At 70.9% G+C, this 22217-nt stretch carries 19 protein-coding genes and 2 tRNA genes; 10 read left to right on the top strand and 11 right to left on the bottom strand.

The features are described 5' to 3' along the window. Positions 1-40 precede the first annotated feature (40 nt). Together ACTWQJ_RS12360 and ACTWQJ_RS12355 are read left to right on the top strand one after the other, a co-directional pair. Positions 41-532 (top strand): RNA polymerase sigma factor, encoded by a 492-nt coding sequence (locus ACTWQJ_RS12360; protein WP_443306676.1) that lies wholly within the window; start codon positions 41-43, stop codon positions 530-532. Then, a complete protein-coding gene (locus ACTWQJ_RS12355; protein ID WP_443306675.1) occupies positions 516-998 on the top strand; it encodes a hypothetical protein in 483 nt (160 codons plus the stop codon). Before ACTWQJ_RS12360 ends, ACTWQJ_RS12355 begins: the two co-directional genes overlap by 17 nt. Positions 999-1008: 10 nt before the next feature. Here ACTWQJ_RS12355 and ACTWQJ_RS12350 read toward each other — a convergent pair whose 3' ends face one another. Beyond that, on the bottom strand, positions 1009-1389 hold the full coding sequence (locus tag ACTWQJ_RS12350) for a hypothetical protein (RefSeq protein ID WP_443306674.1): 381 nt from the start codon (positions 1387-1389) through the stop codon (positions 1009-1011). 237 nt (positions 1390-1626) lie between these two features. Between ACTWQJ_RS12350 and ACTWQJ_RS12345 the strand changes: the two genes are divergently transcribed. The 5 genes from ACTWQJ_RS12345 (at position 1627) to ACTWQJ_RS12325 (ending at position 6799) form a co-directional block, all read left to right on the top strand. Next, a complete protein-coding gene (locus ACTWQJ_RS12345) occupies positions 1627-1884 on the top strand; it encodes a hypothetical protein (protein ID WP_443306673.1) in 258 nt (85 codons plus the stop codon). A gap of 287 nt (positions 1885-2171) precedes the next feature. Continuing rightward, positions 2172-3566, top strand: coding sequence for an FAD-binding oxidoreductase (locus tag ACTWQJ_RS12340; RefSeq protein WP_443306672.1), 1395 nt, complete (start codon positions 2172-2174; stop codon positions 3564-3566). Positions 3567-3736: 170 nt separating this feature from the next. Continuing rightward, a complete protein-coding gene (locus ACTWQJ_RS12335) occupies positions 3737-4468 on the top strand; it encodes a ferritin-like domain-containing protein (RefSeq protein WP_443306671.1) in 732 nt (243 codons plus the stop codon). 257 nt (positions 4469-4725) lie between these two features. Further along, the gene (locus tag ACTWQJ_RS12330) at positions 4726-5943 is read left to right on the top strand and encodes a hypothetical protein (protein WP_443306670.1); all 1218 of its coding nucleotides are present in this window, start codon (positions 4726-4728) and stop codon (positions 5941-5943) included. 67 nt (positions 5944-6010) lie between these two features. Further along, positions 6011-6799, top strand: a complete 789-nt coding sequence (locus ACTWQJ_RS12325; protein ID WP_443306669.1) for a calcium-binding protein — start codon at positions 6011-6013, stop codon at positions 6797-6799. A gap of 301 nt (positions 6800-7100) precedes the next feature. On the opposite strand, the gene ACTWQJ_RS12320 is transcribed toward ACTWQJ_RS12325, so the two are convergent. The 4 genes from ACTWQJ_RS12320 to ACTWQJ_RS12305 form a co-directional block, all read right to left on the bottom strand. Next, positions 7101-8024: a hypothetical protein gene (locus tag ACTWQJ_RS12320; RefSeq protein ID WP_443306668.1), complete on the bottom strand. Its 924-nt coding sequence runs from the start codon at positions 8022-8024 to the stop codon at positions 7101-7103. A 45-nt stretch (positions 8025-8069) separates the two neighbouring features. Then, positions 8070-8906 carry a hypothetical protein gene (locus tag ACTWQJ_RS12315; protein ID WP_443306667.1) on the bottom strand — a complete coding sequence of 279 codons (837 nt, stop codon included), beginning with the start codon at positions 8904-8906 and terminating at the stop codon, positions 8070-8072. A gap of 519 nt (positions 8907-9425) precedes the next feature. Then, positions 9426-9498, bottom strand: a tRNA-Arg gene (locus ACTWQJ_RS12310). 190 nt (positions 9499-9688) lie between these two features. Further along, positions 9689-9779: transfer RNA gene (locus ACTWQJ_RS12305), tRNA-Ser, on the bottom strand. Positions 9780-9959: 180 nt separating this feature from the next. Between ACTWQJ_RS12305 and ACTWQJ_RS12300 the strand changes: the two genes are divergently transcribed. Beyond that, positions 9960-10508, top strand: coding sequence for an SSI family serine proteinase inhibitor (locus ACTWQJ_RS12300; RefSeq protein WP_443306666.1), 549 nt, complete (start codon positions 9960-9962; stop codon positions 10506-10508). Positions 10509-10792: 284 nt separating this feature from the next. Then, positions 10793-15172: a PAS domain-containing protein gene (locus ACTWQJ_RS12295; RefSeq protein WP_443306665.1), complete on the top strand. Its 4380-nt coding sequence runs from the start codon at positions 10793-10795 to the stop codon at positions 15170-15172. A 9-nt stretch (positions 15173-15181) separates the two neighbouring features. Here ACTWQJ_RS12295 and ACTWQJ_RS12290 read toward each other — a convergent pair whose 3' ends face one another. Next, entirely contained in the window at positions 15182-15760 is a 579-nt protein-coding gene (locus ACTWQJ_RS12290; protein WP_443306664.1) for a TetR family transcriptional regulator, read from the bottom strand. 143 nt (positions 15761-15903) lie between these two features. Here ACTWQJ_RS12290 and ACTWQJ_RS12285 point away from each other — a divergent pair, with 143 nt between their 5' ends. Next, the gene (locus ACTWQJ_RS12285; RefSeq protein ID WP_443306663.1) at positions 15904-17106 is read left to right on the top strand and encodes an MFS transporter; all 1203 of its coding nucleotides are present in this window, start codon (positions 15904-15906) and stop codon (positions 17104-17106) included. Between the two features lie 83 nt (positions 17107-17189). On the opposite strand, the gene ACTWQJ_RS12280 is transcribed toward ACTWQJ_RS12285, so the two are convergent. The 5 genes from ACTWQJ_RS12280 to ACTWQJ_RS12260 all read right to left on the bottom strand — a co-directional run bounded on the left by ACTWQJ_RS12280 (position 17190) and on the right by ACTWQJ_RS12260 (position 22105). Beyond that, a complete protein-coding gene (locus tag ACTWQJ_RS12280; protein ID WP_443306662.1) occupies positions 17190-18845 on the bottom strand; it encodes a long-chain fatty acid--CoA ligase in 1656 nt (551 codons plus the stop codon). A gap of 148 nt (positions 18846-18993) precedes the next feature. Beyond that, a complete protein-coding gene (locus tag ACTWQJ_RS12275) occupies positions 18994-19560 on the bottom strand; it encodes a SigE family RNA polymerase sigma factor (RefSeq protein WP_443306661.1) in 567 nt (188 codons plus the stop codon). A 147-nt stretch (positions 19561-19707) separates the two neighbouring features. Then, positions 19708-20853, bottom strand: coding sequence for a lipid-transfer protein (locus ACTWQJ_RS12270; RefSeq protein ID WP_443306660.1), 1146 nt, complete (start codon positions 20851-20853; stop codon positions 19708-19710). After that, entirely contained in the window at positions 20850-21245 is a 396-nt protein-coding gene (locus tag ACTWQJ_RS12265; protein WP_443306683.1) for a MaoC family dehydratase, read from the bottom strand. Before ACTWQJ_RS12265 ends, ACTWQJ_RS12270 begins: the two co-directional genes overlap by 4 nt. Positions 21246-21247: 2 nt before the next feature. After that, complete coding sequence (locus tag ACTWQJ_RS12260) at positions 21248-22105, bottom strand: bifunctional MaoC family dehydratase N-terminal/OB-fold nucleic acid binding domain-containing protein (protein WP_443306682.1); 858 nt, start codon at positions 22103-22105, stop codon at positions 21248-21250. Positions 22106-22217: the final 112 nt, after the last annotated feature.

The raw sequence follows: 22217 nt of genomic DNA, 5'->3' as shown, positions 1-22217 counted from the left end.
CCTGCCCCACAACGACGTGCCCTCACGACCATGGAGAGCGTTGAAACGGTCCCGCGACAAGGCAGCGTCCGAGCTGTTCGCCGCCCTCTACCCGCGTCTCGCCGGCTGGTGCCGCCGTCTCGTCGACGACGACGAGACGGCCCACGAGATCGCCTCGGAGGCGTTCACCCGGCTCTGGGCCCGCTGGACGTCCGTGGAGGAACCCCGCGGCTTCCTCTACGTCACCGCGGCCAACCTGGTCCGGGACCACTGGCGCAAGCTGGAGCGCGAGCGCAGGGCCATGCGCCGTGCGACCACGGAAGCCGCCGTCCGCCCCCACCCCGAACAGGCCGACCCCTCCGTACGCCTGCTCGTGCAGTCACTGCCGGAACGACTCCGCGTCCCGATCCTCCTCCACTACTACGCTGACATGCCGATCCGGGAGGTGTCCGTGCTGACCGGACGCAAGGAAGGAACCGTCAAGGCCGACCTCCACGCGGCCCGCGAACTGCTCCGCGTCCACCTGAGGAGAAGCCTTGACCACACGCTTTGACGACGACGGCCCGGAGTTCCACCCCGACGACCCCCTCGCGGTGCTCCTCCGGCCCCCCTCCGACCACCTCGGCCCACCCCCCGGCCGATACGAGGCGATCCGCCGCACCGCGACCCGCCGCCGCCTGCTCCGCGCCGCGGCCGGGGTCGGCGTGTCCTGCGCGGTCGCCGCCCTCATCGCACTCCCCCTCCACCTGGCGGCACCCGAGACACCCCGATCCCCGACGGTCCCTCTCGCGCCCCCACCCGCGAGCGGCCCTACGACGCCGCCTCCCTCCACTCCCTCGCCGTCCCGCACCCCGTCAACGCGGCCAAAGCCCGCCACCCCCCGCCCCACCACAAGCCCTCTGCCCGACGAGCCCGGCACCCCGACCAGCCCGGCACTCCCCACTCACGAACCGTCGGTGACACCGACCGCAGCGCGGGTCGAACCGACAGCGAGTCAGCCCAGGACATCCCTGGGCTGACGCGGAGAATTCAGCACACCCGCATGCCCTGGCGGTATCCCACTCTGAAGCCGTCCCTGAAGCCCCGCCGATAGTCCCGATAGTCCTGGTACCGATCCGGAACAGCGGCGGCTCGTCGATAGTTGTCGTCGTACCGGTCGCGCCAGTCGTGCCGGTCGTACCGATGGCAGTCCCGCAGGCCCACGCGGAATCCGAATCGGAAGCCGTCCCTGAAGCCCCGCCGATAGTCCCGGTCCCGGTACTGCTCAGGGACGGCGGAAGCTGTACTGACCTGAGTCTCGCTCGGTGTGGCCGCAGCTGCTTGCTGAACGCTGACCGGAGTGAGGACGACGGTTGCGGCGATGAGAGCCGAGCTCAGGGCGACGACCCGTCGTCTGTTCGCAGCGGGCATACCTACCCCCTCTTGGGTGGAATTCACATGCGGTCAAATCCCACTGTAATCACCCATATGGGGGACGCAACCGGTGCCAGACGGGTGATCCTTGCGTGCCGAGTTGCCGCGGAGCGACGCGTCTGATGGGGACCCTTCCCGGGCCCGTGATGGGACGATGCCCCTGCGGATCCGCGAGCGAGAGGAGATCGCGCCTGTCCGCTGTGGAGACATCGGCCCGCGACGGGAGCTGACCCGATGAAGCATCACACTGCCACTGCTCCTACGACCCTCCTCGCCGCCGCCCTCCTCGCCTTCGTGACCGCGTGCGGCTACGAGGAGGGGCCGCCGGGACGCGTCATCGACAAGGAACGCGCGTACACGGGCATGGGGGCCGAGATCAACGAGCTCACCGTACGCACGTCGGACGGCGAGGAGGAGACGTTCTTCGTGACCCGTGACGACTACGACTCCTGCTATCGCGGTTCTTCCTACCCCGCCTGCATCGAGCGCTGACCGAACAGCAGGGACAGCCAGTCAACTTGCACCGGTGTCATCGCGGATCTCCTACTCCCACCCCGGTGACTGACGGCTCATCATCTGCGAGCACCACCGGGCCCCCTCCCGCTCCGGTCGGATGACCTTCACGAGAGATGACAACGGAAGCCGACACCCTGCTGAGCGTACGGATTGCGGGGCACCCGAGCCGGCGGGACGCTGGACATGTCAGCACCGCGGTGTGCGGCGGGCAGATGCCGGGGCTGTGGCGGCCGACCAACCAGTGAGCCGGGTGGGAGATCTCCATGAACACCTCAACTCTGGAAACCATGAGGACCGCGCTGCGCGGCCCGGCCACAGGGCCCCAGGACCCCGACTACGACCAGGACCGCAAGGTCTACAACGCGATGATCGACAAGCGTCCGGCCGCCATCGCCCACTGCGTCGATGCCGGGGATGTCATGGCCGCCATCAAGGTCATCCGCGATCAGGGCCTGGAACTGGCCGTCCGTGGAGGCGGGCACAGCGGCCCCGGCCTGTGCCTGGTGGACGGCGGTGTCACCATCGACCTGTCCCCGATGCGGTGGGTGCGCGTCGACCCCGCGGCCCGGACCGCCCAGGTCGGCGGCGGAAGCCAGCTCGGCGACCTCGATCACGCGACCCACGCCTTCGGCCTCGCGACGCCCTCGGGCATCGTCTCCATGACCGGAGTCGGAGGCCTGACACTGGGCGGCGGCCACGGCTACCTCACGCGCAAGTACGGCCTGACGGTGGACAACCTGCTCGCAGCCGACGTCGTGCTGGCCGACGGCAGCTTCGTCACCGCGAGCGAGACCGAACACCCGGACCTGTTCTGGGCCCTGCGCGGCGGCGGCGGCAACTTCGGGATCGTGACCTCGTTCACATACCGCCTCCACCCGGTGGACACGATCGGGTTCGGGATCACCGCATGGCCGGTCGACCGGACCCGTGAGGTGCTGACGTGGTACCGCGACTTCCTGCCGCAGGCACCAGAGGACGTCTACGGCTTCCTGACGATCTTCACCATCCCGCCGGGACCGCCGTTCCCGGAGGAGATCCACGGCCTGAAGGTGTGCGGCGTCGTGTGGTGTCACACCGGTGACCTGAGCCGCCTCGAGGAGGCGCTCACGCCGGCGCAGGAGCCGGGACCGCCCGCCTTCCACTTCACGTCACCGATGCCGTATCCCATGCTGCAGAGCAGCTTCGACGAACTCATCCCCACCGGCTACCAGTGGTACTGGCGGGGCGACTTCTTCGACAGCATCCCGGACGCCGCCGTCGACGTACACCTCAAACACGGCGAGAACCTCCCCACGCCGCTGTCGCTGATGCACCTGTACCCCGTCAACGGAGCCGCCCACCGAGTGGGCCCCGACGACACCGCATGGGGCTACCGGGACGCCGTCTGGTCCGGCGTCTTCGCCGGTGTGGACCCCGATCCGGCCAATGCCGAGACCATCAGGCGGTGGTGTGTCGACTACTGGGAGGAGATGCACCCGTACTCCATGGGGGGCTCGTACGTGAACTTCCTCGGCGAGGGCGAGGCCCCCGGCCGGGTCCGTGCCACATACCGCAACCACTACGACCGCCTCGCCCAGGTCAAGCGCACATACGACCCGGACAACATCTTCCACGCCAACCAGAACATCACCCCGGCCGCACAACCGGAATCCGCTTGAAGCGCCGCCTCCCTGCGGCCTTGCCTCGGTGGCGCCAGTGAACGCGTACCGGCTGGTCCCGAAGGTCCACAGGACCGAAGGCCGTCGGGCGGCAGCGGAACGGTTTTGGTGTCTGCCGGCGTCGTCCCTCTCCGGGGCACGGTGGCCGTGTCCCGGAGAGGGGTGACCGGGTGCATACGGGCGAGTTCGCCAAGTGGACACAGCGGTTCGAGGACGAGCGGGAGCGCAGGCGCGCCCAGAGTGACCCGGACTGGGGGCGCGGGGCGACCCTGCATCCGGCGGTGTGGGCCAGTATTCAGCGCTTCCAGGTCGGCGAGGACGGTGACGGCGCGAACCTGGTCGGCAAAGCGGACCAGGCCGGCGACGCCGACTATGCGCAGGCGGTCCGGCTCTTCGTCGCTGAGGAACAGAACCACGCCCGTCTACTCGCTCGGCTGCTGGCTGCGGGTGGCATACCGCCGTTGACCGGCCACTGGAGCGACACGGTGTTCGTACGGTTGCGGCGTCTCATGGGCCTGCGCATGGAACTGCTGGTGCTGATGATCGCGGAAGTGGTGGCGCTGCGTTATTACCGGGCCCTGCGCGATGGTGCCCAGGACTCGCTCACCTCGGATGTGGCGGGACGGATTCTGTCTGACGAGCAGCGCCACGTCCCGTTCCACTGCGAGCGGCTGCACGCCTCCCTGGCAGAACTGCCCCGCACAATGCGCCGCCCGGTGATGGCCCTGTGGCGACTTCTCCTGCTCGCGGTCTCCCTCGTCGTTGCTGCTGACCACGGCCCAGCGTTGCGCCGGCTCGACCTCGGGTGCCTTCGCTTTGTGCTCGATGTCATGGCATCGTCCGACGCGGTGGTCTCCGCGATGCTGGCGCCCCGCCCCGATACACGGTCGAGCGTGGGTTGACGACCGACAGCCCTGCCTGCCCACCTCCTGGCTTGCCGGCACAGCCCCTCCGCGCCGCACCGTGACGTTTGAGCATGCAGGTGCGCTGGGTATAACGGGCAGCTTGTGTGACGGCTGTGCCTAAGTCATGGCAATCGAACAGGGGGATGACAGTGGCACCGCGGGCAGCACATCATCGGCGTTCGCTGAAGCGTCGTGTCTTTGCCGGGGTTTCTGTCGCTGCGGCGGCCGGGATCGCGGTCACCGCGACGGTGACCATGAGCGCCGAGGCCGCGTGGACATCGGCGTGGAATGTGTCGGCCTCCGGATGGACGGCCGCCGACTCCCCCAAGGCCTCGGTCGATCGCCAGGGCGACGCCCTGCTGACCTGGACGGCCGGTGACCTGTCGACGACGTACTCCTACCAGCGGGTCCAGACCAGGGTGAAATTCGCGAACGGCACGACGGGAGCGATCCGCACCCTGTCGCCGGACGGCGCCTCGGTGGCCTGGCCGGAGGCTGACTCCGACGACACCGGCGACTCGGCGGTGGTGTGGGAGCAGGACAGCCAGGTCGTGGGTCGACGGGTCTCGGCCTCCGGCAGCCTCGTAGGCTCCATTCAGCGGCTGTCCACGTCAGGGCCCGCGACCGGCCCGGTGGTCGCCGTGACCCCGGGCGGCACCGCCATGGCGGTGTGGATGGAGAGACGCGACAGCAGTTGGTACGCGGTCGCCCGCCGCCTCTACCTCGACGGAACGCTCGGCTCGCCCATCACTCTCGGCTCGGGCTCGGCCGAGAAGCCGGCCGTCGGCGTCGACCGCAACGGACGGTTCGTCGTCGCCTGGGTCCGCGGCTCGGAGGTCGTGGCCCGGCGGATCTCGGGATCCGTTTCCGCGACGAAGGTGCTCACCACGTCGATCGCGTCGTACGGCGGGTTCGGAATGGTGCGTGTCGGCATCGACCGGGACGGCGACGCCGTCATCAGCTACCACTCCGGCGGCGGTGCCCGCTCCCAGGTCTGGGCCTCGCGCTGGAGCCGTACCGGCACGCTCGCGGCCCCCCTGCGCATCTCGGCCTCCACCGACAACGTGGGCTTCCACCACGCGCTCGCGACCGACCTCGATGGGGACTCGATGATCGTGTGGACGCGCTACAACAGCAACAAACTCGAGTTGCTCGGCCGTCGGCTGTCTGCGGCCGGCGCCCGCGGCACCGTCACCACCCTCGGTCTCGGCGACCGGCCCGACCTCACCCTCGACGATGACGGCGACGGCATGCTGGTCTTCCACACGGTCGTTCCCACGTCCACGATCCCGTACAGCTACACCAAGACCAGCGCCCGCCTGATCAGCCGTTCCGGCGCCTTCGGCACCACGAAGACGCTCACCTCGGACGGCCGGGTGCCCCAGGTCGACGCCCGCCCGAGCTCCCGGTTCACGGTGATCTGGCAGCAGGCCACCCACCCGTACGCGATCAAGTCCGTCACCGGTCCCTGATCGGCTTCAACCACCCCACCGCGCCCCGTTCGGCGGGTTTCAACTCATCGCTCCGTGAAGGAAATACATGCGCAAGCACGCTGCTTATGCCGTGCTCACTGCTGTCGCCGCGCTGGCCGGCTTCGCCGTCCCTGGTGCCTACGCTGACGAGACCGTGGGCGATATCCAGGTCACCGGCGTCGCCGTCAACGGTGGTAAGAGCATCGTGGTCGACACGGCCGACAAGACGATCACGGTCTCGGTGACCGCCACCGACCCGTCGGGCATCTGGGACGCGGACTTCTACCTGTGGCGGGGCCCGGACGGCTCTGACCCGTATGACAGCCCCGACGGCTACATCCTGCCCAACGAGGACACCACCCCGGCGGACTGCGTCGCCTCCAGCAGTACGACGTCCACCTGCTCGAAGACCTTCACCTTCGAACCGGACTGGTGGCTCACGAACGCCGACGCCGGCACATGGAAGGTCGGTGTCCAGGTGTGGGCGAACGACGACAGCTGGACCGAGCGGTGGGCCTACACCACCACCCGCCTCCAGCGGCACTCCAAGCTGACCGCCAACGCGAGTCCTGAGCCGATCGCCAAGGGCAGGACACTGACGATCACCGGCAAGCTCACCCGGGCCAACTGGGACACGCTCGATTACCGGGGCTACGCCAACCAGCCGGTCAAGCTCCAGTTCCGCAAGGCCGGTACCACGACCTACACCACCATCAAGACCGTGAACACCTCCAGCACCGGCAACCTGACGACCACGGTCCCCGCGTCCGAAGACGGCTACTGGCGCTGGGACTTCGCAGGAACCTCGACTACTCCGGCCGTCAGGGCGACCGGCGACTTCGTGGACGTGCAGTGACCCGAACGCCGCTCTCGACGGCTGTCACATGGACCGCCTGCTCAGGAGGCGCCCCGGTCGTCAGTGATCGACACAGTTGATGTCAGACCTGGAAGTCAAAGGCCCCGGACCATGATCGGTCCGGGGCCTCTTGGCTGGTGCCCCCGGCGGGATTCGAACCTGCGACACCCGCTCCAGGAGAGAGGCGGAGTGTCAGGGTGTGTCAGCTGCGGTTCTTATACCTGCGCCGACGGCTGCCCGATGCGCCCGCCGACCGCCGCCGTCAACCGTGACTGACCCTTGCAACTGGTGAGCACAGCCGTCACTTCTTGGCGAGTTGGAGCAAGCCGCTGTAGTCGGCCGTGATCGTGTGCCCGTAGAACGGGTCTGTGCCGGTGGTGCGGGCAATCACGGTGGCCTCGCCGCGCTGGAAGGGCACGCTGCCCGTGGGCGTGGCCTGCGCAGTCCACGGCGTGGGTTCGCCCGGCACACACGCTACCTGTGTCCTGTACGAGCCGCGGGCCGTAGAGCCGTCGACGGTTTGGCTCACTGTGCCGTACGACTCGACCGTGACAGGCGAATTGCAGGTGACCGTGCCGTGGACGACAGCCTTCCCGGTGCCTCTGTCGGCGATGCCGTCGGCGGCGACCTGTAGCCCCAGCACGGTCTCGGCGGGCGGCTCCGGATTGGTGAGCCGAACTTCGCCGCGCACCGACTCCGTGGCTCCCGGGCAGTGTTGTTCGAAGGAAGCGTCGAGCGCCTTCACATAACCGTGGGTCGCGAACTCCACGGAGCGGATGGTGAAGGAGCCCTCGGCAAGACAGTCCCGGCCGTTGCCTCTGAGCTCGATCCGGGGTTCGCCCGGAGCCGGATTGGCCTTGGCGCCGGTATAGGTGCCGGGCACCAGCGGCTGGGACGGGCCCCACGGTGCCTCGAGGTGCAAGGACCACGTGTCGCCGTTGGCACTGTCGACAAACACGCCGACGCCCGTTCCTGCACCGTCGCTGGTGGTGTAGCCCTGGACGGTCATTCCGTCCTGGGAACCCTCGCCATCGGTGTAGGAGTACGACTGTCCGGCGCTGATGTACTCGCCGGCATCCCCGCTGAAGGCGAAGGTTCCGGACTCGACCTCATATGCCTGCGCCGTGCCGCCCAGCAGGCCCGACGCCACAGCCGTGAAGGCCAGCGCCGCAGCGAGGCCGGTGGTGATGCGCGTGTACGCGTTCTTGCGCGCGCGGAGTATCAAAAAAGCTCCAAAGGTGGGGAGAGGTGGTGCAGTGCCGCAGCCGGTTCAGCTCTTGCGGAGGTACACGCCGGCCGTCCCGAGGTCGGTGACGACCGTGTGCCCGTACACCGGATCAGTCGCCTGTGCCTTGAACTCGACCGTGGCATCACCCTTTTCGAAGGGGATGTCGCCGACGGTGGACCCGTCCGCCGCCCACGCGGCAGGCGTGCCGGGTGTGCAGTCCACCCGCGTGTAGTACGAGGCAGTCGCACGGCCGCCCTTGGCCACGACTTGGTCGATGCGGCCGTTCACCAGCACGTTGACCGGTTCGGTGCAGGTCACGGTGCCCTGCACAGCGGGTTTCCCGTCTGCTCCGACCGTGCCGGAGGCGGCGATGTCGACGCCCAGCGCCAGCTCCGCGGGCGGCGGTGGGTTGGTCAGGTGCACCTGGCCGACGAGTCCGGGATCATGGCCCACACAGTTCTGCTCGAAGCTGGCGTCCAGAGCCTCCACGTAGCCGCGCGGTCCGAGGACCATGCGGTCGATGGTGAAGGATCCCTCGGACTCACAGCCGTAGAAAGTGCCGCTGACGGAGAGCCTCGGCGCACCGAGCGTCGGTGTGTCGGCGGCGCCGCTGTACGTTCCCGGGGCCAACTGCTCCCCGTACTCGGCCCCCATGACGACACTCCACCGATCACCGTTGGCGCCTTGGACGATGACGGTGATCTGGTTCCCGTCGTTGTCCCAGCCGGCGTACATGGCGTCGGCCGAACCCTCGCCGTCGGTGTACGAGTAGGAATAACCGCCGCCGACCGGGTCCCCGACTTCGCTGACGACACCGAACGTCCCGGATTCCACCTCGACGGCATTCGCCGGGGAACCCGCCAGAAGGCCTGTTGTCACCGCCCCAATGGCCAGGGATGCACCGATGGTCCTGGCGAGCCGGGTGAACACGCGTGAACGAACACGCCTACTCATGATCCCCCAAAGGGTGATTGATGAGCTTGTTGAAAGCTCCTGCCGTGGGGGGCGGCGGGAGGAGTATGCCAACCCCGCAGTGATCTTGACAACCTTGCGCTCACTCGCCGGTCTACTGACCAGCGGCCTCGCTGACCAGCAAGACAGAACAATCCCACGGCTCTGACCAGCTCAGATGCCGTGGGTTTCGGTCGTTGTCGGTCGGCCTCGGGCGCCTCGTACGGCCCACAGACGGCCCAGCGCGGCCTGTGCGCTGACGATCGCCATGACGATGGAGGTCTACGTCGAGGCGAGTGACGACGAGGTGCGCGCGGCGCTCGGCAAGCTGTCCGCAGCGATGAGCGGCCCCGGCACCGGGGCTGACATCAACCGTTGCTGTACTTCGCTGCTGTACGTCCCCGAAACGTCAAAGGCCCCGGATCTCTCCGGGGCCTTTGGCCTGTGCGCACTCGGCAGGATTCGAACCTGCAACCTTCTGATCCGTAGTCAGATGCTCTATCCGTTAAGCTACGAGTGCTTGTCTTTGTTCTGTTTTCCCGCCGCTCCCGGCCCTTCCGGCCCGCTCGCGGCGACAGGAAGAACATTACATGACTGCCGCCGCCATGTGAAATCCGTTAGCCGTACCCCTTGTGACCTGCGAAAACGGGCTCTGAGGGGTTGAAACGGCGAAGCCCCGGTCGGGGTGGACCGGGGCTTCGGTGATCACGCGGAGGCGGAGGGATTTGAACCCTCGATGGGCTTTAAGACCCAAACCGCATTAGCAGTGCGGCGCCATAGACCGGACTAGGCGACGCCTCCAGCACAACCGCCCGCGCGAGCGCGAGTGGTTCGTGCAGATGATGACACAGTCGAGCGTGCTGTCACCAATCGCCCCCCACGGTACTAGGCAGGCGGGTCGCAGAGCAAAGGGCTTAGCCGCGTGCCCGGCGGGCAACGGCGGGCACGCAACATCCGGGGGCGTACAGCGTTAGTCAGGTCATGTTGCAGGTCACCCCCCTCACCCCCGCCCGCCCGGCGCTCCGGCGGCTCGCAATCGCCGCCGGTGCCTCCCTCGCCGCGCTCACCGCCCTCTCCGCGGCCCCGGCAGCCGCCGCCGTGGCCGCCGGCGCCCCGTTGGGCACACCGGTCGCTCCTTCCCCTGCAGCACCTCCGCCCGTCCCTGACCGCGGCCGGGACGGTGATCGCCTCACCGTCACCGTCCGGGATTCCGGCGGGCGGGCGGACGGAACGTATGAGCTGCGGTGTCATCCGGAGGGCGGCGGTCATCCGGATGTGAGCGGGGCGTGTCGGGTCCTCGACCGGGAGACGCGGTGGGGGGTGGGCGCCTTCGCGCCCGTGCCGTCGGACAGCGTGTGCACCATGCAGTACGGCGGGCCCGCCACCGCGCACGTCACCGGGACGTGGGCCGGACGCCCCGTCGACGCCACGTTCGACCGCCGCAACGGGTGCGAGATCGCCCGCTGGGACCGGCTCGTGCCGCTGCTGCCGGAGGTGCCGTCGGAGGCGGGGGCCAGCGGCACTGCGTAGCGGCTGGTTCCGGCAGCAGGGGCGGTCGGCGGAAGCACGGGGAACCGGCGGAAACGACAGTGCTGTAAAGGTCTCGCGGAGAGCGCGTGCCGTGGGCGTGCGTGGGCGGGGGATCCGCGCTGGTTCGTCGTCCGTTGGACGTCGCCTCGTCGTGCGAGCTCTCTCTCATCCGGCGTCGCGAGCGCAACCCCAGCCCTTAGACTCCCTCGCGTGACACGTCGCGGGCAGGTTGGCAAGATGGCCCGAGCGGTCGGCAAGGTGCGGTAACAGGGAGGAAGCGTCTCGTGAGCAGCAGGCCATCCCGAGGCGCTGCTCGCCTCGCAGCCATACTCGACGCGCTGCCCGACGCGTTGGTACTGGTCAACGCCAACGGGACCGTCGTCAACGCGAACACCATCGCGCTCGAGGCCTTCGAGGCGCCGGGCACCGCGCTCGTCGGGCGCGGGCTGCTCGATCTGTTGCCGCAGTTCGACTCGAAGCTCATCCCGGGTTCGATGCGGCGGCCCGATCACATCGATCCCCGTGGGCGCACCAAGCCGACCCGGATGATCGCCCGGCGGACGGACGGGAGCGAGTTCCCCGTCGAGGTCACCAGCGCGAATCTGGAAAACGGCCAGCAGGCCTACGACAGTTACGGCTACAGCAGCGACGAGCTGCTCATGCTGGTCGTGCGGGATCTTTCCGGGACCGTCGACACGGAGGCGGAGCTCGCCCGCTCGCAGCGGCAGACCGAGATGATCCTGCGGGCCGCCTCCGAGGGCGTCGTGGGGACCGACACCGACGGGCGGATCGTGCTCGTCAATCCGGCCGCCGCGCAGATACTGGGCTACCGCGCCGGCGAGCTCGGCGGCAAGGAACTGCACACGCTCGTCCTGCACTCGCGGGCCGACGGCTCACCCTTCCCGTACGAGGAGTCCCCGCTCGCCGACACCCTGCGTTCCGGGCGCAAGCACCGGGTGCGCGGGCAGGCGCTGTGGTCCAAGAAGGGCGACAAGGTGGCCGTCGACCTGACGACCGCACCCGTTCGCGACGGCGACCAGCTGGTCGGCGCGGTGATGACGTTCACCGACCGGCGGCCGTACGACACGCTCGCCGAGGAGAAGGCTGCCGCGGAGAAGCAGCACGCGGAAGAGCTCGAGCGGCTCTCCGAGGAGCATGCCTCCGACCTCACCGCCCTGCGCCAGCAGCACGTCACCGAGCTCGAGGAGCTGCGCGAGCGGCACGAGGAGGAACTGGCGGCCGGCGAGGACCGGTACGCCGCGCTCGCCGAGCGGGAGAAGGACCGGTACGAGGCCCTGGCCGGGCGGCACGATCAGCTGCTGACGCTGCTCGGGGGGTCGCTGCGCGGACCGCTCGACGAGCTGCGCCGCGAACTGGCGGCGCTGGCCGCGGACGACGCCGGGCAGCTGTGGCCCGAGGCCAACCAGGTGCTGCATCACCTCTCGGCCGGGTACTCGCGGATCACCCAGCTCATCGACAACGTCCTCGGCTATCAGCGGCTGGACGCCGGGACCGAGGACATCGCCCGTACGAAGGTCATGCTCGACAGCGTCGTGGCGGCCGGTGTCGACGGAGCCGTCGAGCTCATCGGGCCGGGGCGGATGCAGTTCGCCGTGCACGCGCCGCCCATCGAGGCCGAGGTCGACCCGAAGCTTCTCGCCACCGCCCTCGCGCACCTCGTCGCCGATGTCGCCGGGGTCGACTCGACCGGCAACTCGCCCGTCTCGGCGGGCGGTTACATGGACAACACCGTCGTGGTGGCGGCGGCGCAGCGCGGTGAGGTCGTACGGATCGAGGTGCGCGGGCCGTACGCCGGGGGAGACCCGGTGCACGAGCCGATCGTGCGCGGGATCGTGCGGGCGCACGGTGGTGTGCTGCAGACGCACGAGGTGCCGGGGATGAGCGGCAGTGCGTACGTCCTGGAGGTTCCGCTCGGGGGTGGCGCGGGGGCCGTTTCCGCGCCGGCCGTGCCCGAGGCCGCCGGTGACGAGGCCGGTTCCGGCTCGTCCGAGCAGACCTCGGGCGGGGGGCGGCGGCGGGCCCGGCGGGCCTCCGTGGACGCCTTCCTGGAGAGCGACGTACCGGGATCCGGGCCCGAGACGGAGGCGGCCGCGCCCACCGGGCGGCGACGCAGGCGTGCTGCCGCACCCCAGGCCCTGGAAGCGCCGGTCGAGGCGAGCGAGGTCGCCGGCGGTACGGGGCGCAGGCGCGGGCGGCCGGCCGAGGACGCCGGCGGGGTGGACGGTACGCCGGAGGCTGGGGCGGCGGGCGGTGTTGCCGAGGGTGCCGTCGTCACGGCTGCCGAGCACGCCGCGGGCGCCGCGGCCGTGGGCACGGGGCTGGGCGGGACCGTTCCGCCGCAGGGCGTGCCCGCGCCCGGTGGCGGACGGCGGGCCCGGCGCGCGGCGGGGGAACAGCACGCCCTGCCGCCGGCGCTGCCCGCGGCAGCGGCATCACCGGCCCCGGCCGGCTCGGGTGCCGAGGACCAGCAGCCGACCGGGCGACGTCGGCGGGCCCTCGCCGCCGCCCAGGAGCGTGCCGCCGCGCAGGAAGCAGAGCCGCGTACGGTCTTCGCGCTGCCGCCGGCGGAGGCGGACCGGTCGTCCGACAAGCAGCAGCCGGCTGCCGTCGCCCAGGTGCCGGGTCAGCCGCAGGCCGTGCAGATGGCGGGCCAGCCGCAGGCGCAGGCCGTGCAGGTGCCGGGGCAGGGCGCCCCGGGTGCCGGGCACGCCGACGACCACGGCCGGCACGACGCCGTGCCGCACGACCAGTCCGAGGACCACACGCCGCCCCAGCCGCACCCCGCGAGCGCACCGACGGGCCGACGGCGACGGGCCGTTGCCCAGCCGGCGGAGGCGGCGACCGTGACATCCCCGCAGGCCATTCCGGCCCAGATGACTCCGGCTCAGGGGACTCCGGGCCAGGCAACCCAGGTGACGCAGGCAGCCCAGGCGGCACCTGCAGCCCAGGGTGCTCAAGCGACCCAGACCACACCCGCCGGCCTGCGCCAAGCCGTACCCGCACAGCACGCGCCCGCTCAGGCCCCGGTCCAACCCGTTGCCGCGCCGGGCGCCCAGCCCGTCGCGCAGCCCCTCCCGGGCCAGGCCGCTCCTGCGCAGAACGGCACGGCACAGGGCCAGCCCCTCCCCGCCGAGGCGACCCCCGGTCACGGCACCCCGGCCCCGCAGCAGTGGCCCGGCACCGCCGACTCGGACGACACCGCCGGCGCGGGCGCCCCGGTACCTCCGCAGGGCGCCGGCGCTGCCGTACCGCCGAACGCCGCCGGAAACCCCGTACCCCCGGCCCCCGCCCCCGCTCCGCAGCCGACCCCTCAGCCTCAGGCCGCAGCCCAGCTCCAGCCCCAGACCCCGCCCAACGGCGCACCCCTGCCCGTGCCGCAGACCCCCGCCTCCGGCACGCCCCTCCCCCCTGAGGCAGGGCAGGCGGCTCCGGTGCAGCAGGCGCGGGTCGCGCAGCCGCTGCCAGCCGAGGCCGCCGCCGCGCCCGCGGATCCGAACTCCACGCAGGGCCGGGCGATCAGTGTGCGGACGTTGGGGCAGGGTGTGCCGTTCACGCGGCAGGCGGCGCAGGTGCAGCAGCCGTCGGGCGGCGCCACGCCTCCCCCGCAGCAGTCCACCAGCGGCGGACGGCGCCGCAAGCTCGGTACACCGCCGGACCCGGCCGGCGCGCGCCCGGAGCAGGCCGCCCGCCCGCATCCGCCGGCCGAGCAGCCCTCCGTACAGCAGCAGCCGCAGCCGTCCCTTGCGGGGCAGTCCCGGCTCGCCGCGCAGGCGGGGGCGCAGGCCAGTGAGGGTGCCGGACGCTCGTACGCGATAGGCGCACCGGACGAGAACGCCGCCGAGGGACCCGAACCGCTGGACGGTCCGGGCGGTGCCGTCGAGGTCGACGACACCCCGCGGCCGCAGCCTATGGACGACGAGCTGCCGCCCGAGCCGCTGGACAACCCGCGTCGGCTGCTGGTCTGGCCCGCGCCGGACGTGTCGACCCAGCAGGCACTCAGCGACCGCGGCTACCGGCCGGTGATCGTGCACTCGCGCGAGGAGGTGGACGCGCAGATCGCCGCGTTCCCGGCGGCGCTGTTCGTCGACCCGCTGACCGGGCCGATCACCCGGACCGCACTGCAGTCGCTGCGGCAGGCCGCCGTGGCCGCCGAGGTGCCGGTCATGGTCACGGCCGGGCTCGGACAGGCGACGCGCGAGGCGGCGTACGGCGCCGATCCCGCCGTCCTGCTGAAGGCGCTCGCGCCCCGCGACAGCGAGCAGCACCCGCCACGGGTGCTGCTCATCGAGGAGCACGCGGAGATCGCGCTGGCGCTGACGGCGACGCTGGAGCGGCGCGGGATGCAGGTGGCGCGGGCGGCGAGCGACACGGACGCGGTGACGCTGGCGGGGCAGTTCCGGCCGAACCTGGTCGTGATGGACCTGCTCCAGGTGCACCGGCACCAGGCCGGGATCGTCGACTGGCTGCGCGCGAACGGGCAGCTCAACCGCACCCCGCTGGTCGTCTACACGGCCGCCGTCGACCAGGCCGACCTGCCGCGGCTCGCGTCGGGCGAGACGGTGCTGTTCCTCGCGGAGCGGTCCACCAGTCCCGAGGTGCAGAGCCGGATCGTGGACCTGCTGGCACGGATCGGCACGAACTGAGGCTGCGGTTCAGCGTGCCGTCAGCCGACGCGCCGCCTCCTTGATCGATGTGCGCAGGCGGTCGCGGTCGGTGTCGTCGGCACCGACGAGGATGCGCTTCATCTGGGGGACGACGACGGCCCAGTTGGCGAGGGCGGTCAGCAGGAAGAGCAGGTCGGGGGCCGGGATGGCGTCGGTGATGACGCCGCGGTCCTGGCCGTCCTGGACCAGGGCGACCTTGCGGGCGTAGTGGTCCTGGCGCTCCGTCTCGTCGGGGAGTTCGGCGCTGCCGTACTCCAGGCCTTCCCAGAAGAGCAGGCGCAGCAGCTCGGGGTGGGCGGCGTGGTAGTCGATCAGGCGGTCGATCCAGCCCTCGATGTCGTCCGGGTCGACGGGGACGGAGATGGCGAGGTCGAGCATCTTCTTCTCGAGGACGTGCGCGAACAGCTCTGCCTTGTTGCCGAAGTAGGCGTAGATCAGCTGCTTGTTCGCCCTGGCCTCGCTCGCGATGCGGTCGATGCGGGCGCCGGCGATCCCGTGGCGGGCGAATTCGGCGACGGCCGCCTCGAAGATGCGGGCCTTGGTGGCCTCGGGGTCCCTGACTGCCATGGTCACAGGGTAGCGGGCGAGGTAACCAACTGTTTGGTTGACGGGAATGCATGCACCTCACAGAATGTTGGGCGGAAGTCAACCAACCAGTTAGTTGCTAGAGCGGGCTCGAACGAGTCCGACTCGAAGGAGTCCTTCCGCTCATGCCCTCAGCAACCACCGCCCACCAGGCCACGTCGGCCCCCGTACGGAAGCCCGGTTCCACCGCCCCCGCCCTCTTCCTCACCCTCATCGCCGTCTGCAGCGCGGTCACGGCCGCCAACATCTACCTCGCCGCCCCGCTGCTCTCCCTCATCGCCCGCGACTTCGGCTCGGCCCCCTCGGCCGTGGCGTGGATCGCCTCGGTCGCGCAGTTCGGCTACGCGGTGGGCCTGCTGCTGTTCGCCCCGCTCGGCGACAGCGTCAACCGGCGTCGGCTGGTCACCGGCCTGACCGTGGTCACCACGGCCGCGCTGGCCGCCTCCGCCGCCGCCCCCGGCACTGCCGCCCTCGCGGCCGCCGTGTTCGTGACGTCCGCGGCGACCGTCGTCCCCCAGCTCCTCGTCCCGCTGGTCGCCGAGCGCGCCCCCGCCGATCGCCGGGCCCGTCATGTCGCGGCGGTGATAGCGGGGCTGTTCGCCGGCATCGTCGCGGCCCGCGTGGTCGGCGGACTGGCCGGTCAGGCGTTCGGCTGGCGGGCGGTGTTCCTGGGCGCGGGCGTGCTCACCCTCGCCCTGGGCCTGGCCACGGCCCTGGTGCTGCCGTCGGAGCGCCGACCGCGTACCGGCGGTCTGTTCTCCGGCATCCCCGCGCTGCCCCGCCTGGTCCGCCGCTCCCCCGACCTGTGGCGGGCCTGCGTGCGGCAGGCGGGGATGTTCGGTGCGTGGAGCGCCCTGTGGACCTCGCTCGCGCTGCTGCTGACGGGGCCGGAGTACGGCCTGTCCACCGCCACCGCCGGGCTCTTCGGCCTCTTCGGGCTCGCGGCCAGCGTGGTGGCTCCGCTGGCGGGCGGTCTGGTGGACCGTTTCGGCGCCGCCAGGGTCGTACGGTCCGCGTATCTGCTCGCCGCCGTCGCCGTGCCGCTGTTCTGGCTGGGCGGGCAGGTGATGTGGGCCCTGTTCGTGGCGGCGGTCGTCATCCACGCCGCGCTGGTCGCCTCGCACGTCGCCAACCAGACCCTGGCCCTGACCACCACCTCCACCCCGGCCACCGCCAACACCGCCTACGTGGTCGCCGGCTTCGCGGGCGGCGCCATCGCGTCCGCCCTCGCCGGCTCCGCCTTCAGCCACTGGGGCTGGGGTGGCGTGTGCGCTGTGGCGGCGGTGTGGCTGGTGCTGGGGTGGACGACGACGGCCGTACGGCGGTGACGTGACTGGCCGCTGCGGTACGGCGGTGAGAGACCACGGCGATACAGCGGTGCAGGCCGCCGTACCGCCGTGGCCGGCGTCCGTCAGAGCCGGGTGACGTCCAGCTCCCCCTCCGCGTACTGCCTGCGCAGCACCTTCTTGTCGAACTTTCCGACGCTCGTCTTCGGCACCGCCGGGACGATCGTCCAGCGTTCGGGGAGCTGCCACTTGGCGATCCTGCCCTCGTCGGCGAGGAAGGCGCGCAGCGTCTCGAAGTCGGCGGTGGCGCCCTCCCGCAACACGACGGTGGCCAGCGGGCGTTCGCCCCACTTCTCGTCGGGGACGGCGACGACGGCGGCTTCCGCCACGTCCGGGTGGGACATCAGGGCGTTCTCCAGCTCCACCGACGAGATCCACTCACCGCCGGACTTGATGACGTCCTTGGCGCGGTCGGTGAGGGTGAGGAAGCCGTCGGGGGAGATCGTGCCGACGTCCCCCGTCTTCAGCCAGCCGTCCTCGCTGAACTTGTCGGCGGGGCGCAGGGGTTCGGCGTCGGGGCCGTTGTAGTAGGCGCCGGCGATCCACGGGCCGCGGACCTCCAGCTCGCCGGCGGACTCGCCGTCCCAGGGGAGGCGTTCGCCGCCGGGGCCGGTGAGGCGGGCCTCGACGCTCGTCGGGAAGCGGCCCTGGGTGAGCCGATAGGCGAACTCCTCCTCCGTGCCGACCGCGTGGGCCGGCGGGCGGGCGACCGTGCCGAGCGGCGAGGTCTCCGTCATGCCCCAGGCGTGGCAGACCCGCATGCCCAGCTTGTCGAAGGCCTCCATCAGCGAGGGCGGACAGGCGGAGCCGCCGATGGTGACCTGGGTGAGGGAGGAGACGTCGCGGGGACGGGCGGTCAGCTCGGCGAGCAGGCCCTGCCAGATGGTGGGGACGGCGGCGGCGTGCGTCGGCTTCTCGCGCTCGATCATCTCGGCGAGAGGGGCGGGCTGCAGGAAGCGGTCCGGCATCAGCAGGTTGACGCCGGTCATGAAGGTCGCGTGGGGCAGGCCCCAGGCGTTGACGTGGAACTGGGGGACCACCACGAGGGAGGTGTCCTGGTCGGTCAGGCCCATCGACTCGGTCATGTTGACCTGCATGGAGTGCAGGTAGACCGAACGGTGGCTGTAGACCACGCCCTTGGGGTCGCCCGTCGTGCCGGAGGTGTAGCACATGGCGGCGGCCTGGCGCTCGTCCAGCTCCGGCCAGTCGTACGCGGTCGGCTTGCCGGCGATCAGGTCCTCGTACTCGTGCACCTGGACGGTCGCGTCGGCGAGCAGCGAGCGGTCACCGGGGCCGGTGACGACGATGTGCTTGACGGTCTTCAGGTGCGGCAGCAGCGGGGCGAGCAGCGGCAGCAGGGAACCGTTGGCGATCACGACCCGGTCGGCGGCGTGGTTGATGATCCAGGCCAGCTGTTCGGGGGGCAGACGGAGGTTGAGGGTGTGCAGGATCGCGCCCATGGAGGGGATCGCGAAGTAGGCCTCGACGTGTTCGGCGTTGTTCCACATCAGGGTGGCGACGCGGTCGTCGGCGGCGACGTCGAGGTCGTCGCGCAGGGCGTGCGCCAGCTGGGCCGCGCGGGTGCCGGTCTCGGCGAAGGAGCGGCGGTGTGGATCACCCTCGCCGGTCCAGGTGATCACCTGCGACGATCCGTGGATCGTGGATCCATGGGTCAGGATCCTTGAGATCAGCAGCGGTACGTCCTGCATGGTGCTCAGCACGGTTCCTCCCGGGGCGACATTGCCTACGCGGCGGTAAGGGTTGCGCTGATTCTGCGCACATACCGCGCGGTATGTCACTAGATCCCGGTGATCGATCACGTCACGTTGCCGCACACAACAGCGCGCTGCTACCGGACACGACGCTGCGCTATCGAACAAGCCCCAGCTCAGGATCCTCGCGCAGCTTGCCGAGCGCCCGCGACACCGCCGACTTCACCGTCCCCACGGACACGCCGAGCACCTCGGCCGTCTGGGCCTCGCTCAGATCCTCGTAGTACCTGAGGACGACCATCGCCCGCTGCCGCGCGGGCAACCGCATGATCGCCCGCCACATCGCGTCGTGCAGCGCCTGCTGCTCGGCCGGGTCGTCGCCGCCGGGCGCCGGCTCCGGCTCGGGCAGCTCGTCGCAGGCGAACTCGTCCACCTTGCGCTTGCGCCACTGCGAGGTGCGGGTGTTCAGCAGCGCGCGGCGGACATAGCCGTCCAGCGCGCGATGGTCCTCGATACGCTCCCAGGCGACGTACGTCTTGGTGAGCGCGGTCTGCAGCAGGTCCTCCGCGTCGCTCGGGTTCGCGGTGAGCGACCGGGCGGTACGCAGTAGCACCGGCTGGCGGGCCCGTACGTACGACGAGAACGACGGGTACGTCGCGCACGGATGGCTCTGCCTCGCTGAAGCAGCGGCGGTCGAAGCGCTGGTGCAGACGGGTGTGGTCATGGCTCAACGCTAGGTTCGCGACCGCCTCGGGCGGATCGGCCGCAGGTGCCGAAGACGAGTCCCCCTCAGGTTGTAGGGGTGGTGCCGGCTGCACCTCCTGGAGGTGGACGAGGGGAGGAGACGTACTGCGGGTTTACCCCTGGGGGCTCACCCGTCCGCGGTGAGGACCAGCCCCGAGGTCGGCACTCCGGTCCCCGCCGTCACCAGCGCCCGTGCCGCACCCGGCACCTGGTTCACGGATGTGCCGCGCAGCTGCCGCACCGCCTCCGCGATGCCGTTCATACCGTGCAGGTACGCCTCTCCCAGCTGGCCGCCGTGCGTGTTCAGCGGCAGCCGGTCCGCGGCGACGAAGCCGGCCGCCTCCCCGGGGGCGCAGAACCCGTACTCCTCCAGTTGCATCACCACGAACGGCGTGAAGTGGTCGTAGAGGATGCCCACGTCGATGTCGGTCGGCCCGAGTCCCGACGTCCGCCACAGTTGCCGGGCCACCACCGCAGCCTCCGGCAGGCCGGTCAGGTCGCCCCGGTAGAAGCTCGTCATCTGCTCCTGCGCCCGGCCCGCGCCCTGGGCTGCCGCCGCGATCACGGCCGGGGGGTGCGGCAGGTCGCGGGCCCGCTCCACGGAGGTGACGACGAGGGCCTGGCCGCCGTCCGTCTCCTGGCAGCAGTCCAGCAGCCGCAGCGGCTCGGCGATCCAGCGGGAGGCGGCGTGGTCGGCGAGGGTGATCGGGCGGCCGTGGAAGTACGCCGCCGGGTTGGTGGCGGCATGGCGGCGGGCGGTGACCGCCACCGGCCCGAACGCCTCCTGAGCGGTCAGCCCGTACGTGTGCAGATAGCGCTGGGCCGCCATCGCCACCCAGGAGGCCGGGGTGAGCAGCCCGAACGGCATCACCCAGCCGAGCGCCACGCCCTCCGCCGACGGCTCCCGGTGCCGTACGCCGGAACCGAAGCGCCGCCCCGAGCGTTCATTGAACGCCCGGTAGCAGACGACGACCTCCGCCACCCCCGCTGCCACCGCCAGCGCCGCCTGCTGCACGGTCGCGCACGCCGCGCCGCCCCCGTAGTGGACGCGGGAGAAGAAGGACAGCTCGCCCATGCCGCAGGCCTGGGCGACAGTGATCTCCGGGTTGGTGTCCATGGTGAACGTGACCATGCCGTCCACGTCGGCCGGTGTCAGCCCGGCGTCGTCGAGGGCCGCCCGCACCGCCTCCACGGCCAGTCGCAGCTCGCTGCGCCCGGAGTCCTTGGAGAACTCGGTGGCGCCGATGCCGGCGATCGCGGCGCGCCCGCTCATGCGGGGCCCCGAGCGGGAAGCGTGACCGTGACCGTGCCGGTCACATGTCTGCCGATGCCGTTGTCGCCGGTCACCCGCACCACGGCCGTGTCCGCGTCGACCGCCTCGACCCGGCCGGTCAGCACCATCGTGTCGCCGGGGTGGTTGGGCGCGCCGAGCCGGATGGCCACCTTGCGGAGGGCTGCCGTGGGGCCGAAGTGGTCGGTGATGTAGCGGCCGACCAGGCCGTTCGTCGTCAGGATGTTCATGAAGATGTCGGGGGAGCCCTTCTGCCGGGCCGACTCCGGGTCGTGGTGCACGTCCTGGTAGTCGCGCGAGGCGATCGCCCCTGCCACGATCAGCGTCCGGGTGATCTCGATCTCCAGCGGCGGCAGTTCGTCGCCCACGCGCACGCTCACCCCATCACTCCTCGGAACACGGGAAGCACCAACTCCTCGTCGTACCGCCGGAATTCGAGCCGTACCGGCATCCCGATCCGCACCTTGTCGTACGGCACCCCGATCACGTTGCTGACCATCCGCACGCCCTCCGCGAGCTCGATCAGCCCCACCGCGTACGGCGGGTCGAACGCCGGGAAGGGGGGATGGTGCATGACGACGTACGAGTGGACCGTGCCGTCGCCGTCCGCGCGGACGGTGTCCCAGTCGAGGCAGCCGCAGGCGTTGCAGCCGGGCAGCCAGGGGAACCGCAGGGTCCGGCAGTCCGTGCAGCGCTGGATCAGCAGCTCGTGCCGCTCGACACCCGCCCAGAAGCCGGCGTTGTCGCGGTTGACGACGGGGCGGGGGCGGCGGTCCCGCGGCGGGGGTTGCTTCTGCCGTGCGGGCGCGTACTTGAGGATGCGGAAGCGGTGCGTGCCGGCGAGTTCGCCGGCCGTGCGGATGTCCGTGCGGGTCGTGACGAAGTACCCGGCGCCCAGTTTTGTCGTCTTCCGATCCGAGACCGACTCGATCACCGTGTCGAAGGTGAGCTCGTCGCCGGGTCGCAGCGGCCGCAGATACTCCTGCTCGCAGTCGGTGGCGACCACCGCGGTGCAGCCCGCCGCGTCCAGCAGGCCGAGGAGTTCGTCGTACGCCGTCGTACGCGCCGTATGCCCGGTGAGGCCGCCCATGGTCCAGGCCTGGAGCATGGTGGGCGGGGCGATGGCGTCGGGGCCGGTGTACGCCGGGTTGGTGTCGCCGAGGGCCTCGCACCAGTGGCGGATCATGGGCAGGTTGACGGGATCCTTGCCTCTCCCGGCGACGGTGGCGGGCATGCCTTCGTAGGCCTTGAGGCGCGCGGACAGGGCGGCGGCGTCGTCCTCCACGGTCGTACCCCCTCCCGTGCTTCCGGTCCTTGCCGGCGCTTCTCGGTGCTTCTCGGTGCTT

The sequence above is a fragment of the Streptomyces sp. KR55 genome (assembly GCF_052245645.1).
Taxonomy (GTDB): domain Bacteria; phylum Actinomycetota; class Actinomycetes; order Streptomycetales; family Streptomycetaceae; genus Streptomyces; species Streptomyces flavusporus.
Note: the sequence above shows the minus strand (reverse complement) of the source record. Positions and strands in the feature narration are given on the sequence as shown.

Bases quoted from the DNA above. Each gene is read 5' to 3' on its own strand.
- ACTWQJ_RS12350 (WP_443306674.1), bottom strand. From the start codon at position 1,389: ATGCCCGCTGCGAACAGACGACGGGTCGTCGCCCTGAGCTCGGCTCTC.
- ACTWQJ_RS12345 (WP_443306673.1), top strand. From the start codon at position 1,627: ATGAAGCATCACACTGCCACTGCTCCTACGACCCTCCTCGCCGCCGCC.
- ACTWQJ_RS12340 (WP_443306672.1), top strand. From the start codon at position 2,172: ATGAACACCTCAACTCTGGAAACCATGAGGACCGCGCTGCGCGGCCCG.
- ACTWQJ_RS12330 (WP_443306670.1), top strand. From the start codon at position 4,726: ATGAGCGCCGAGGCCGCGTGGACATCGGCGTGGAATGTGTCGGCCTCC.
- ACTWQJ_RS12325 (WP_443306669.1), top strand. From the start codon at position 6,011: ATGCGCAAGCACGCTGCTTATGCCGTGCTCACTGCTGTCGCCGCGCTG.
- ACTWQJ_RS12300 (WP_443306666.1), top strand. From the start codon at position 9,960: ATGTTGCAGGTCACCCCCCTCACCCCCGCCCGCCCGGCGCTCCGGCGG.
- ACTWQJ_RS12290 (WP_443306664.1), bottom strand. From the start codon at position 15,760: ATGGCAGTCAGGGACCCCGAGGCCACCAAGGCCCGCATCTTCGAGGCG.
- ACTWQJ_RS12285 (WP_443306663.1), top strand. From the start codon at position 15,904: ATGCCCTCAGCAACCACCGCCCACCAGGCCACGTCGGCCCCCGTACGG.
- ACTWQJ_RS12275 (WP_443306661.1), bottom strand. From the start codon at position 19,560: ATGACCACACCCGTCTGCACCAGCGCTTCGACCGCCGCTGCTTCAGCG.
- ACTWQJ_RS12270 (WP_443306660.1), bottom strand. From the start codon at position 20,853: ATGAGCGGGCGCGCCGCGATCGCCGGCATCGGCGCCACCGAGTTCTCC.
- ACTWQJ_RS12260 (WP_443306682.1), bottom strand. From the start codon at position 22,105: ATGCCCGCCACCGTCGCCGGGAGAGGCAAGGATCCCGTCAACCTGCCC.